This is a genomic window from Oxyplasma meridianum, from assembly GCF_038024865.1.
Taxonomy (GTDB): Archaea; Thermoplasmatota; Thermoplasmata; order Thermoplasmatales; family Thermoplasmataceae; genus Oxyplasma; species Oxyplasma meridianum.
In genome coordinates this window covers 1469994-1482887 of sequence record NZ_CP133772.1, presented here as the reverse complement: position 1 = coordinate 1482887, position 12894 = coordinate 1469994, and the positions used below count along the sequence as shown (strand labels likewise).

The 12894-nt window shown below is 43.8% G+C and carries 12 protein-coding genes; 4 read left to right on the top strand and 8 right to left on the bottom strand.

Going from position 1 to position 12894, the window contains the following annotated elements; translation table 11 throughout:
* The 5 genes from OXIME_RS07710 to OXIME_RS07690 form a co-directional block, all read right to left on the bottom strand.
* Positions 1-1197, bottom strand: coding sequence for a dihydrolipoamide acetyltransferase family protein (locus OXIME_RS07710; protein WP_393971260.1), 1197 nt, complete (start codon positions 1195-1197; stop codon positions 1-3).
* 4 nt (positions 1198-1201) lie between these two features.
* Positions 1202-2161, bottom strand: a complete 960-nt coding sequence (locus OXIME_RS07705; RefSeq protein WP_393972267.1) for an alpha-ketoacid dehydrogenase subunit beta — start codon at positions 2159-2161, stop codon at positions 1202-1204.
* Between the two features lie 11 nt (positions 2162-2172).
* Positions 2173-3186 (bottom strand): thiamine pyrophosphate-dependent dehydrogenase E1 component subunit alpha, encoded by a 1014-nt coding sequence (locus tag OXIME_RS07700; RefSeq protein WP_393971259.1) that lies wholly within the window; start codon positions 3184-3186, stop codon positions 2173-2175.
* Complete coding sequence (gene lipA / locus OXIME_RS07695; RefSeq protein WP_393971258.1) at positions 3179-4036, bottom strand: lipoyl synthase; 858 nt, start codon at positions 4034-4036, stop codon at positions 3179-3181. The genes OXIME_RS07700 and lipA overlap by 8 nt, the downstream gene beginning before the upstream one ends.
* 74 nt (positions 4037-4110) lie before the next feature.
* Entirely contained in the window at positions 4111-4587 is a 477-nt protein-coding gene (locus tag OXIME_RS07690) for a hypothetical protein (RefSeq protein ID WP_393971257.1), read from the bottom strand.
* A gap of 160 nt (positions 4588-4747) precedes the next feature.
* On the opposite strand from OXIME_RS07690, the gene OXIME_RS07685 reads away from it, so the two are divergent.
* Entirely contained in the window at positions 4748-6772 is a 2025-nt protein-coding gene (locus OXIME_RS07685) for a (Fe-S)-binding protein (protein ID WP_393971256.1), read from the top strand.
* 350 nt (positions 6773-7122) lie between these two features.
* Here OXIME_RS07685 and OXIME_RS07680 read toward each other — a convergent pair whose 3' ends face one another.
* Complete coding sequence (locus tag OXIME_RS07680; protein WP_393971255.1) at positions 7123-8013, bottom strand: electron transfer flavoprotein subunit alpha/FixB family protein; 891 nt, start codon at positions 8011-8013, stop codon at positions 7123-7125.
* Complete coding sequence (locus OXIME_RS07675) at positions 8010-8753, bottom strand: electron transfer flavoprotein subunit beta/FixA family protein (protein ID WP_393971254.1); 744 nt, start codon at positions 8751-8753, stop codon at positions 8010-8012. Before OXIME_RS07675 ends, OXIME_RS07680 begins: the two co-directional genes overlap by 4 nt.
* A gap of 179 nt (positions 8754-8932) precedes the next feature.
* On the opposite strand from OXIME_RS07675, the gene OXIME_RS07670 reads away from it, so the two are divergent.
* Genes OXIME_RS07670 through OXIME_RS07660 form a run of 3 tightly spaced genes read left to right on the top strand, consistent with a single transcriptional unit; the run spans position 8933 to position 12305 of the window.
* Positions 8933-10123, top strand: a complete 1191-nt coding sequence (locus tag OXIME_RS07670; RefSeq protein ID WP_393971253.1) for an acetyl-CoA C-acetyltransferase — start codon at positions 8933-8935, stop codon at positions 10121-10123.
* 4 nt (positions 10124-10127) lie between these two features.
* Positions 10128-11249 carry an acyl-CoA dehydrogenase family protein gene (locus OXIME_RS07665; RefSeq protein WP_393971252.1) on the top strand — a complete coding sequence of 374 codons (1122 nt, stop codon included), beginning with the start codon at positions 10128-10130 and terminating at the stop codon, positions 11247-11249.
* A complete protein-coding gene (locus tag OXIME_RS07660) occupies positions 11250-12305 on the top strand; it encodes an acyl-CoA dehydrogenase family protein (RefSeq protein WP_393971251.1) in 1056 nt (351 codons plus the stop codon).
* On the opposite strand, the gene OXIME_RS07655 is transcribed toward OXIME_RS07660, so the two are convergent.
* On the bottom strand, positions 12306-12767 hold the full coding sequence (locus tag OXIME_RS07655; RefSeq protein ID WP_393971250.1) for a hypothetical protein: 462 nt from the start codon (positions 12765-12767) through the stop codon (positions 12306-12308).
* Between the last annotated feature and the right edge of the window lie 127 nt (positions 12768-12894).

Below are 12894 nucleotides of genomic sequence, written 5' to 3'. Positions count from 1 at the left end.
TCATACCAGAATCAGAAGTGGATTCTCAATGAGTTCCTTGATCCTCATTATGAACCTTGTTGCCATTGCGCCGTCAATGAGTCTGTGATCACAGGAGAGGGACAGATACATCACACTTCTCTGTTTTCCGGTTGAATCCATCTGTTTGAATGTCCTGTGCACACCAAGTATTGCCACCTCGGGGAAGTTTATAATCGGTGTGGAGACAACCCCCCCTATTGTTCCGATGTTGGTAACAGTGAATGTTCCATTCTGGACATCCCCGAGACCAAGAGATGACGACCTGGCTCTGGTTGCAAGGTCTCTGACCTTATCGGCTATGCCGGAAAGACTCAATCTATCTGCATTATGCACAACAGCAACAGTAAGTCCATCCTGTGTGTCAATGGCCATTCCTATGTTATACTCCTTCCTGAGTATGTATCTTCTGTTCTCCTCATCGTAGATTGCATTAAGATATGGATACTCCTTCAGGGCAACAGTTGCAGCCTTAATGAAGAATGATGTGAGTGTGATCTTTGAACCCTTCTCCTTAAGGGCATCAACTGCATGCAGTATCTCAGAAACATCGGCGCTCTCCATTACTGTAAAATGTGGGATTATGGCCTTTGATTTTGTCATCTTCTCAAAAATCAGTCTTCTGAGGCCTCTTGGTTCCAGGATCTCATCTTGCTCAGAAACAGGAGCAATAGGGACTTCAAGTGGAATGCTCCTTTTATCTTCCCTTCCTGCTTTGGTTTGTTTCTTATACGCATCAAGATCTTCAAGCGTGATCCTCCCATTCTCTCCACTCCCTTTAACATTTGAAAGTTCTATGCCCGATTCCATGGCAATCCTTCTAACCGCAGGAGAAGCCAGTGGTCTTTCTGCTGATCTGTCCCTTGGTTCTGAAGCATGAACTGGTACCTTGGGGGATGGTGCAGACTCCACAACCTTTTCAGAATTATCCTCTGCCCCACCCTCTGCAGTTGCAATTTCAATAAGGCCTTCTCCAACCTTTACTACCTCTCCTTCAGGGAATATTATTTTTGTTATTCTACCGGCAACAGGGGAAGGAATCCTGACGGTTACCTTGTCCGTCATTATTTCAACCATATCCTGTTCCTTCCTTATCTCATCCCCTTCCTTCACATGCCACTTTACTATTTCCCCTTCGCTAACTCCCTCTCCGATATCCGGTAATTTAAAAGTATACATATTTTCACCTGAAATTTAGTATTTTTCTGGCAGCTGCAACTATCCTCTTCTCATTGGGAAGATAGTATTCCTCAAGCCTGTACGGGAACGGAGTGTCCGGTCCCGTAACTCTAACTATGGGGGCATAGAGATATTCTATAGCCCTCTCCACAATTGCTGCAGAGATCTCCGATCCCATGCCCAAAGTCCTGGGTGCCTCATGAACTATCATGACTCTGCCTGTCTTTTTCACTGATTTTATAATGGCATCAATATCATAGGGCACAAGTGTTCTGAGATCAAGCACATCTGCATTGAGAGAGTTTTTCTCTACAGCCTGAAGTACTGTAGGGACCATGGAACCGTAGGTTATTATGGTGAGATCATCACCGCTTCTCACGAGGTTAGCTTTCCTAAGTGGAACTTTATAGTCCTCGTCGGGCACATCTGCTTTCTGGGCCCTGTAGAGACGTTTTGGTTCCAAAAAAATTACAGGATCATGAAGATCTATGGAGGAGGAGAGAAGGCCCTTTGCATCATAGGGATTGGAAGGTGTAACTACAGTAAGACCCGCTGTATGTGCAAAATAGGCCTCGCCGCTCTGTGAATGGTATAATCCTCCCTTTATTCCTCCGCCGTATGGAGTCCTGAGCACCATGGGCACAGTTATTCTCCCGGCAGTCCTGTATCTCATCTTTGCCATCTGGTTAACAATCTGGTCAAAGGCGGTGTAAATAAAATCCTGGAACTGAATTTCTGGAATAGGCTTCAATCCCATGGTCGCCATTCCAATCGCCATCCCTACAATTCCAAGCTCTTCCAGAGGGGTGTCAAGAACTCTTTCTGCTCCATACTTTGCCTGGAGTCCGTCAGTGACCCTGAAAACTCCACCATCAACTCCTATATCTTCCCCAAGAAGTATTATGGAATCATCCTGACCCATCTTTAGGTCAAGTTGAGAATTGAGGGCCTGAACCATGTTCATGGGCTTTGAACTCAAAGAATCTCACCTCTCTCCTCCTTGACAGTCCAAGACATCTCTTCATAAACGTCATCAAACATGGTTGATGGTTCAGGTGGAGGTATCTTCTCCCTTTCCTCGAATTTTTCAGTTACAATCCTTTCAGCCTCTGATCTTATCTTCTCTATCATGGCATCGTTAAGTATTCCCATGCCCTTCAGGGTATTTTCGGTAATTATTATGGGGTCCATATCGCTTCCTTCCTGTACACTGTTGCTTCTGTATTTATTGGGGTCATCAGATGTGGAATGTGGTCCCATCCTGAAACTCACAGCTTCAATGAGTGTTGGCCCTTTTCCATCCCTGGCTCTTTTAACGGCATCAGATGTTGCTTTAAATGTAGCAAACAGATCGTTGCCATCCACCTTTACCCCCTCCATTCCATAGCCTTCCGCCTTTTTCCATATCTCGGCTCTGGTCTGCTTTTCAATGGGAAGTGAAATTGCCCACTGGTTGTTTTCACAGAGGAAGATAACAGGTAGATCATAAACTGCAGCCATATTCATTGCAGCGTGGAAATCAGGAGTTGATGTTGATCCATCCCCGAATGTGGTCAGAACAACTGAATTCTTTTTTCTGTATTTCAGGGCATAGCCTGCCCCAGTTGCAAGTGGAAGATTGCTTGCCACAGGACTCTGTATTGACATGAAGTTGTTGTCTCTTGCAATAAAATGGCTGGGCATCTGCCTCCCCTTGGCATAGTCTTCACCATTTCCCATGATCTGATCAAGAAGTTTTTCCATTGGGACCCCTCTGTGAATCATCATTGGAACATCTCTGTAATATTGGAAAATCAGGTCATCCTTATCCAGCGCCAGTGAAGCTCCAATCTGCGTGGCCTCCTGCCCCATAGTTGGAGTGTAGAACCCCACTCTTCCTTGTCTCTGGGCGGTAACAATCTTCTTGTCAAAGGTTCTTGAAAGAACCATTGCGCCATACGCCCTAACAAACTTTTCCTTATCCACCTGTTCATTCACGTTTTCAGTCATTTAAAAACCTCCCTTTAGCCCACGCCTCTGCTGCCCTGTAAGATGTCCTGACCAGAGGACCAGAAGCAACAAAGGAAAAACCCATCTTGATTCCAGTTTTTTCAAAGCTGGCAAACCTTTCTGAGGAGCAATATTCAATAACCTCCATCTGCTTCCTGGAGGGTCTCAGGTATTGTCCTATGGTAAGTATATCAACACCTGCATTCCTGAGATCCATCATGGTTTGAATAACTTCATCATCTTTCTCCCCAAGGCCCATCATTATTGAAGATTTAGTGATCTGGTCAGGATTTTTCTCCTTAACGTATCTTAAAAGATCAAGCGACTGCCCATATCCTGCTCTTCCGTCCCGTACTGAAGGAGTGAGTCTCTCTACAGTCTCAACGTTATGAGCAATTACAGCCGGTTTTTCATTAATTATGTTATCAATCAGACTTTTTTCCCCTCTGAAGTCTGGTATCAAAACCTCAACAAGGACTCCGGACCCTTTTATTTTCCTTATCACCGAGGCAAAATGGCTGGATCCCTGATCGGGAAGATCATCTCTATCCACCGACGTAATGACAACGTAATCAAGGCCCATTACCTTTACAGACTGAAGAACCTTTTCAGGCTCATCCGGATCCAGTGGGATGGGATTCCCATGGGTCACTGCGCAGAATCTGCATCCTCTTGTGCAGTTGCTGCCAAGAATCATGAAAGTTGCGGTCCCGTTCCCCCAGCACTCCGCCACATTGGGGCATCTCGCCTCCTCGCAGACTGTGAAAAGGGTGCGTTCACGTAGTGTCTGCTTGATCTTTGTGTAATTTTCCCCAGACGGTAGAGGAACCTTGACATATTCCGGACGCACTGACTTGGATCACTAATTATTATCTTAAGTTTGTGATTGCAATGAATTAGTGATACCTTATGCCGGCATTCATATCAGCTGACAATGTCACTCATGGCATTTTCATGGAAAATAATTATATACATGAGCAGATCTGAACTTTTTGAATCAATCCATTTCTTGATAATTCTCGTGGCTGTTCCTACTCCAGGAAAGGTTTGGATATCTAAGGTTTCTGGAAGATTTTCACAACTTCCAAGATCAAAATATACGAGTGAATCCTTGTCAATAACCTTATGATCTGGGTCTTTCTTTTTCCTTATCCTCACATTTTTGAAATTTTCCTTCATGATATCCGCAAAGCCACTTATGATAGGAATTTTATTATCCCACTGGAAGTCCAGGTTCAGATGGACTTCCGCCTCAATCTGAATGAGATAAAGCAGCTTTTGAATTACGGAAAAATCTATTTTCGAAACTCCGGACTCCAATGCCACTTTGAATATGTAGCTTATCCATTTCAGGACTATGGCCTGATCTTTATCCTGAGTGTCTGCACTATTAATTGGCAAAAAGCCACCCGATTCATACGGAATAAATTCGGCATATACTCTTTTCAATGATCTGCATGAAAAATTTCACTGTGCTGTGTAAATGATTCATCGATTGGAATAGTGTAACTTTTTCTCAGAATCGAAAAAAAACATATTAAGCTTGTGCCGATTGGGTTCTATGTATTTGTTCTCAGCAATTCTTCTTGCAGGGCTTATATTCTCTCTTGGGGCTTTTATATACTCTATTTATGAGTATGCATGGGACATGTTCACAATTCCTCTTAAGCAAAAAAAGATGAAGTTGATGTTCTGGACCAGGATTTATCTGGTTATAAAGAACGTGTTTCTCCAGAGAAAACTATTCAAGGATCTCAGCGGAGGAATAATGCATGCAATTATGTTTTGGGGATTCATTGCATTCGGCTTCTATTCAATAGATGTTATCATTACGGGAATAATACCCTCGTACCACTACTTCATCACAGGACTGGCAGCAAACATAGTGTTTTTCACAGTTGATATCTTTGCATTCATAGTAATTCTTGATGTAATATATGCAGTTATAAGAAGATGGGTAATCAAAATTCCCAGATACAGAGGATATAATGGGTTTGAGGCATATTTCATACTTATACTGATTGCAGGGCTTATGATAACCTACTTTGGTCTGGGGGTATTGAGGCTTGACGGAGTGACAAAGGGCATACCCGGGTCTATAATGGAGGGACTGGCTCCGAAGGTTACGCCCATAACTTATGCGTTTTATTCAATACTTCCTAGGGCATCAGTTTCCACAGGTTACTACCTATACTGGGTTCTATGGAGTATTCATGTATTCACTTTTCTGGCATTTCTGGTATATATCCCAAGGTCCAAGCATCTGCATCTGGTGGCGGCACCACTCAATGTCCTTCTTGCTGACGACAAGCCAATGGGACAGCTTGAACCCATAGATTTTGAAAAGGACACAAGATTCGGTGCAACAGATATAAGGGACTTCAGCTGGAAAGATTACGTGGATTTCTACGCCTGTACTGAGTGTGGGCGATGTACTGCCAACTGCCCTGCAAACCTCACCGGTAAAACACTCTCACCCAGGGATATAATCTGGGACCTTCGTGAGGTGGTGATAGCACAGGGGAAGGATCTGAGAAAGAGTGGAGATAACCCGTCAGAGAGCCAGATTTTAAAACCAGTTATAGGCGAAACCATCTTGGAAGAAGACCTCTGGTCATGCACTACATGCGGGGCATGCGTTGAGCAGTGTCCGGTTATGATAGATCACGTGGATAAGATTGTAGACATGAGGAGATCGCTTGTCCTCAACCAGGGAAAAGCACCCAAAGAGGTTCTCGATCTGTATAATAATCTTCAGTCTTATAGCAGCCCATGGGCAGTTGACCCCTCCACAAGGGCAAAGTGGTCTGAGGGCATAGATATAGTGGACCTTTCAAAAACACCGGATGCGAAGTACGACATTCTTTACTGGGTGGGATGCGTGGCAAGCTATGATCCAAGGAACCAGGAGATAGCGAAATCTGTAGTAAAGATACTGAAGCAGGCGGGAATTTCATTTGCCATTTTAGGTTCAGAAGAGAAATGTACAGGAGATCCTGCAAGAAGGACGGGTAACGAGTACCTTGCCCAGGATTTCATAAAGCAGAACGTGGAGACACTTAAAAACCTCAGAGTTCAGAAGGTACTGGCCAGCTGCCCTCACTGCTTCAACTCTCTTAAAAACGATTATCGAAAGTTTGGCATAGATCTGGAAGTGCATCATCATACGGAATTCATAAACAACCTGATAAAAGAGAAGAAACTTAACATAAAGCCTCTGGAATCAGATAAAGAAGAGAAATTCACCTACCATGACTCATGCTATCTGGGAAGATACAACAAGATATACGATCAGCCCCGGGATGTCATAGGTACCTTTGCCGCAAAATATGAGGAAATGGAGATGAATAAGACAAAGGCACTCTGCTGTGGTGCTGGTGGGGGAAGACTCTGGATGAATGAGACAGTTGGGCAGAAAATTTCCCATAAACGTATAGAGATGGCAGACAAGGTAAATGCAACAACGCTGGTCACTGCATGCCCCTACTGTATGACCATGCTTGACGATGCAAGGAAGGTAACAAACAAAGAAGAAAAGATGGATATAAAAGACCTATCAGAACTGGTTGCTGCAAGGATAAACTGAAAAAATTTATCCTTAACAGTCCGGCACTTAATCTTCTTTTTTCTTTTGAGTTTTAGATATCAGGTTTAGATATCAGGCCCATAAGTATCTGTGAACACAAATAGATGATCTATGCAACTTCTTTCTGACTTCAAGCCTGTGCTGAAATCTTCATTATGGCATTTCCAGCATACGGGCACCTATATGAATTAACGAGGGATATGGAAGAGGAAACAACTAGATTTTGACACCATCTATTTTTACAAGGATCATGCCGCATAATTTATGGCATTATGTTGCTGGAACTCAAGAGTTAAGTAAAATTATAAAAATAAACTGTTATAAAAATAATGAGGAACCGAAGCCAGTAATCACTTCAGTGCTTCAGTAAGCTTGGGAACAATCTGGAAGATATCTCCAACTATGCCGTAATCGCACTCCTCAAAGATGGGTGCGCTCTTATCCTTGTTTATTGCAACCACTGTCTTGGATCCTCTCATTCCGGCTATATGCTGGATCTGTCCTGATATTCCAAGTGCGATGTATACTTTCGGTTTCACCTTCTTTCCAGAGAGACCTACCTGCCTATCCTCTGAAAGCCAGTGGTAATCAAGGCATATGGGCCTTGATCCTGCAAGTTCTGCATGGGCAGCTTTTACCAGAGGTTCTATTAAGGCTATTTTGTCCTGGCTTCCTATCCCGCGGCCTATGCTTACAATTATTCCCGCCTTCTCAAGATCAACAGTTCCAGCTTTTTTCTCCTTTCTCTCAATAAGCTTCACTTTGGATTCCGATACCAGTAACTCTTCAACCTGACTCTTTTCCTCTACCTTTTCCGGGTCTGTTATTCCTGGCATAACTGTCAGTACTGTAGCATCTGACTTTTCCTCAAGTACGGTTTTTCCTCCATAGAAGAATCTTTTGGTTATGGCCTTTCCCCCGTCAATCCTGAATTCGGAGATCTCTGTCATGGTCTCTCTTCCAAGTTTCTGGGAAAGAATTCCAGCAACACCGCGTCCCATCGCTGTGGAACCGACAAATATATAATCATAATCTGTTGAAGATACAAGTTTTTCCAGCCCTTTTGCGATATCTCCCGGGAAAACAGCATCCTTAAGATGGAATATTTTCTTTGCGCCATATGCTTCCAAGGCAGATGGATCTTTCACCGTAGTTGCAAGATCTGCATCCATGGACTTCCTGAAATATGTGATCATCTGTCCAGCAAGATCTGAATTGTCTGAAAAGACCAAGCACTTCATTTAATCGCCTCCTTTATGACTTTGGCAACCTCAGGGATACCTTTTTCCGGGTCCTCAAACACAACTTTCCTTCTCTCACTCTTCGGGGCAGTATTGCTCAGGATTTCCACAGTGTTTTTTCCCGTGCCTTGAGCCGCCTCAATATTTATTTTCTTTTTTCCAGCTGCCATCAGCTGCATTACAGGCGGGAACCTGGGTTCGTTAATCTCCTGAGTAACCGATATCACTACAGGCATCTGTGCCTGAGCCACTATATTTTCATTTTCCAGTGCCATAGTTACAGAAGCATTCCCCTCGGTTATCTCAACTTTAACAGCGTCCGAAAGAAGTGGTTCATCAAGTATTGCTGAAAGTTTCCCCTGAAGCATGCCGGTATAGGATTCGGCTGATTGGTTGCCGAGAATTATCAGGTCATGTGGAATCTCCTTTATCTTCCGTGAAATGACCTCAGCTGTAAGTGAGGGATTGTTTCCCGTATATCCAGTCAGTATGTATCCTTCGTCAACTCCCATAGCGTATGCCTCCTTCATGGCAGATGTGGATTTGTCTGTTCCGAAACATATGGCGGTCACCTTCCCTCCATGTTTCTCCTTTAGCCTTACAGCTTCCTCCACCGCGTTCTTGCTCAGTGTTTCCAGTCTTAATGGAAGCCCCTGGACCTGAGGGGCACCGGAACTGTCAACCTTCAGCAGATCTATGTCAACTATCTGCTTTATCAATACTATAATGTTGTATGGCATTAAATCAACTCATTTCCATGAGTCAAGATTAGTTTTTAGAGTTTTGCAGTGTCCATATTTGTTAATTATTAACAAGTTAATGGAAAAGTAAATTAAAACTAAGTGCATAGGGTTTGGTTAAAAGGATTCATGGGAAGCATTGAATATGCAATCCGCGATCTACAACAAAGGCGATTTGAATGAATAGGAATGATGTATATCTGGTATATTTTAAAAGAACTGCATTTTCAAGGTCAAGGCCAAAGGATCCTCAGAGGGATGTCTTCAACAGCATAAGGATGGACGAGGCCCTTGGAAGACTCATTAAAAAATCTGTGGAAGAGACCGGAATAAAGGCTGAAGAGATCAGTGATGTCATAACAGGCTGTGCAATACAGGCAGATGAGAACTGGACTTACGGCGGAAGGCATCCAGTTTTTCTTGCCGGTCTTCCTTTCGGGGTTCCAGCCATGTCTCTTGACAGGGCATGTGCATCATCGTTGAACGCGTTGACTATAGGTTCTATGGAAATTTCAACAGGAAATGCGGATATTGTTCTGGCCGGCGGAATGGAACACATGACTCATGTGCCTCTGGGGGACAATCCTCACATAAAACCTAATATAAAACTCCTCGTAAGGCCAGAATACAAGAAATATGACATGAATACGTCCTATTCCATGGGATTGACCGCAGAGAAGCTTTCCCAATTGAAAAATATCAACAGGGAAGACATGGACATGTATTCTATGGAAAGCCACAAGTTGGCGGCCAGGGCACAGGATGAGGATTTTTTCAAAGGAGAGATTATGCCGGTGGATGTTGAAAAGGATGGGGAAACCATAACCGTCGACAGGGATCAGAGCATAAGGGGTGACACAACCATGGAAAGCCTCCAGAAACTTCAGCCGGCATTCAAGAAGGATGGTGTTATCACTGCAGGAAACTCGTCGCCGCTTAACGCAGGCGCCTCACTTGTAATGCTGATGTCAGGTAGAAAAGTCATGGAATACGGCATTAAGCCCCTTGCAAAGTTAAGCAGTTTCGCATGGGCGGCTGTCGACCCATCCATAATGGGTGAAGGTCCAGTGCCTGCTTCGAAAAAGCTCCTGGAGAAAGCGGGGCTTAAAGCTGACGATATCGATTTCTGGGAGATAAATGAGGCATTCGCCACAGTAGCAATTAATGCTATGAGGGAAATTGGCATTCCGAGAGAAAAGGTTAACGTGAAAGGTGGTGCCATAGCTATAGGACATCCGCTGGGCGCAACTGGCGCAAGGCTTGCTGGTACAGTTTCACGTATACTCAATGAGAAAAAGAAGGATAGGGGTATTGCAACCCTTTGTGTAGGTGGCGGACAGGGTTATTCAGTTCTTCTGGAGAGGGAGTGATATCATGGATTTTGATCTACCTGAGGATCTTATTGCAGCAAGAGAAAAAATAAGGGAATTTGCAAAGAGGGAGATAACACAGGATCTGGCATTCAAATACGACAAAGATGAGAAGTATCCATTTGAAATAAGAGAGAAAGCATTCAAAGAAGGGATAATCAACTATCAGAATCCATGGCAGATGCTCATAGCCATCGAGGAGCTATGCAGGCAGGATCCTGGAATGGGGATAGCTGCAACCGTGTCCCTATTCGGTGTGGAGGTCATAATGCTGTTCGGATCGGACAGACAGAAGGAGAAATACCTTCCTCTGGTTAATTCCGGAAAGGCGATAATGGGTTTGGCGGTCACAGAGCCGGGAGGAGGTAGCGACGTTGCCGGTCTTAAGACAACTGCAACAAAAAAGGGGGACAGATATATAATAAACGGTTCAAAGATGTTCATAACAAATGGGCAGATTGCAGATTTTGTGGTAATGCTCACCCGGACTTCAACACCAGACAGTAAGCGCCACCATGGTTTGAGCACATTTATTGTGGAGACAAATCGTGAAGGTTTCAAAGCAAACAAGCTTGAGGGGAAGCTTGGTGTCAGGGCTACAAATACCGCAGAGCTGATTCTTACCAACGTTGAGGTACCTGCTGAAAATATGGTGGGAGAAGAAGGCAAAGGCTTCTACTACATAATGACTTTCTTCAACATAAGTAGAATATATGTAGCTGCACAGGCACTTGGTATAGCACAGGGAACACTGGACAGGGTAATTGAACATGTCCATAGGATGAAAGATTCCGGGGAGTATGTGGATGAAAATATCCAGTTTGCAATAGCAGAAGTGGCAACTAGGATAGAAGCATCCAGGATGCTTACCTATAAGGCTGCATCTTATCTGTTCCAGTTCAAGCCGGATCCAAAGATAACAAGCATGGCAAAGGCGTATGCGGCCGAAACTGCTGTCTTTGCAGCTGAAAAGGCACTTGAAATCACAGGAGTATCAGGACTGAATTCCGATCTTGAAAGATTCTTTAGGGATGCAAAGATCATGGAAATATGGGAAGGTACCAGTGAGATCGAGAAACTGATAATAACAAGAATGATCACAAAACAGGACGGGGAGGGGAACTAAATGGAAAATGAGGAATACGACATACTGAGATCGTCCATAAGGGAATTTATTGGCAAGGAGATCGAAGGAAAGGCACTTGATATTGAGAAGAGGGGGATAACAGATGAAATAACAAAATCCATGGCAGCGCAGGGGTTTCTGGGATCGAGATTTCCGGAAAACCTTGGGGGATCAAATCTTGACCGTGGGGCATATTCAATAATTCTCCAGGAGACTGCAAGGGTTTCACCTTCTCTGGCTGTAAAAATATTGTTGATCAACTCCGTCGCTGGTGAACTTCTAAAGGACAGTGAGGCAAAAAACATCATTCCGTCACTTCTCTCAGGAGAGGAGGAGATAGGAATTGCATTTTCTGAAGTTCTAAACGGACTTCATGGGGAAAAACTTCCAGTAATAAAAGATGGGAAAATCCAGGGATTCAGGGAAACTGTCATGAACAGCGGGGGAAAGTATCTTCTAACGGCAGCAGAAGGAGAAAAAAGCCCCTTGGTTCTGGTAAAGAGCGGCCTGAATGCGACGGAGGTTAGGCATCAGCTTGGTTTCAGGGGATTAAAAATATCTCAGGTAAATATTGACTCAGGGGAATATACGGAGTTGTGCCCGGAAGGGTCCAAAAAATTCACTGAGGTTATTGACGGCCTTGGAATTGAGGTGTCAGCCATTGCTCTGGGAATATGCTACGGAGCCGTCACAAAAGCAGTTGATTACGCAAAGGTCCGGACAACTTTCCAGAAACCCCTGAAGGATTATGGCCCGGTAGCCTCATCCCTTTCAGATATAATTTCAGAGTTAGAGATACTCCAGATCTATCTTGATAAATCAACTGAATTGGATGCAAAACATGTGATGATGATCAAGAATAGGTCTCTAGACCTTATGAAAAGGGCCACAAAACTTTCTCTCCAGGTTCATGGAGGATATGGTTACATACAGGACTTTGGGGTAGAAAAATTCTACAGGGATTCAATGGCACTTTCAAATCTTCTTGTTAACGGGCGCAGGGATTCATTAAAACTTGCCGGGTTTGTGTTTGAGAGCCCATCAGGCACAATCTGATCACTCGGGTGATTTCTGGATGACTTCATCCATTTCTTCACCCTCTTCACTATAATCATAGCCCTGGGAAAGTATTGCTCCACCTATGAAGGCACCGATTGCAGGTAACACGGTCCCGTCTATGATCAATTGGCGTATTAGGCTGTTTGATGGCTGTGATCCAAGGAATCTCAGGGTGGCTGTAATAGGTACGGTCAGGAGGTTGTTTCCAAGAAATGTATTTATCATTTTAATTCCGTAATCCGGAAGGAAAAGAACAAATATCATAGACAGGAGTGAAATAATGACGCCTGCAAGAAGCCCTGAAAGAAGGCCTCTCATTGCTCCTCTTGCTATGAGACCTATTGCAAAACCTGCCAGTATGAACCCTACCAGTTGCATATGGTTGAGTAAAGCTATTAATATTATCCCCGCAACTATGGCTTCTGGGATGTTTCCATAAACCTTTTCCCCTTTCGACATGATTGAGGTAAAAGCGTCTCACTGATATATCATTATTCCCAGGTGTTGCATGTAGAACTTCTTATTTCGCAAAGTGGGATTTTAAAAGGAAGGCTTTTCCTCATCATTTTTATCTCTTTTCTTAACC

What these genes read in the sequence shown, in the direction of transcription:
- OXIME_RS07710 (WP_393971260.1), bottom strand. Translation starts at nt 1,197, where the DNA reads ATGTATACTTTTAAATTACCGGATATCGGAGAGGGAGTTAGCGAAGGG.
- OXIME_RS07705 (WP_393972267.1), bottom strand. Translation starts at nt 2,161, where the DNA reads ATGAACATGGTTCAGGCCCTCAATTCTCAACTTGACCTAAAGATGGGT.
- OXIME_RS07700 (WP_393971259.1), bottom strand. Translation starts at nt 3,186, where the DNA reads ATGACTGAAAACGTGAATGAACAGGTGGATAAGGAAAAGTTTGTTAGG.
- OXIME_RS07685 (WP_393971256.1), top strand. Translation starts at nt 4,748, where the DNA reads ATGTATTTGTTCTCAGCAATTCTTCTTGCAGGGCTTATATTCTCTCTT.
- OXIME_RS07680 (WP_393971255.1), bottom strand. Translation starts at nt 8,013, where the DNA reads ATGAAGTGCTTGGTCTTTTCAGACAATTCAGATCTTGCTGGACAGATG.
- OXIME_RS07675 (WP_393971254.1), bottom strand. Translation starts at nt 8,753, where the DNA reads ATGCCATACAACATTATAGTATTGATAAAGCAGATAGTTGACATAGAT.
- OXIME_RS07670 (WP_393971253.1), top strand. Translation starts at nt 8,933, where the DNA reads ATGAATAGGAATGATGTATATCTGGTATATTTTAAAAGAACTGCATTT.
- OXIME_RS07665 (WP_393971252.1), top strand. Translation starts at nt 10,128, where the DNA reads ATGGATTTTGATCTACCTGAGGATCTTATTGCAGCAAGAGAAAAAATA.
- OXIME_RS07660 (WP_393971251.1), top strand. Translation starts at nt 11,250, where the DNA reads ATGGAAAATGAGGAATACGACATACTGAGATCGTCCATAAGGGAATTT.
- OXIME_RS07655 (WP_393971250.1), bottom strand. Translation starts at nt 12,767, where the DNA reads ATGTCGAAAGGGGAAAAGGTTTATGGAAACATCCCAGAAGCCATAGTT.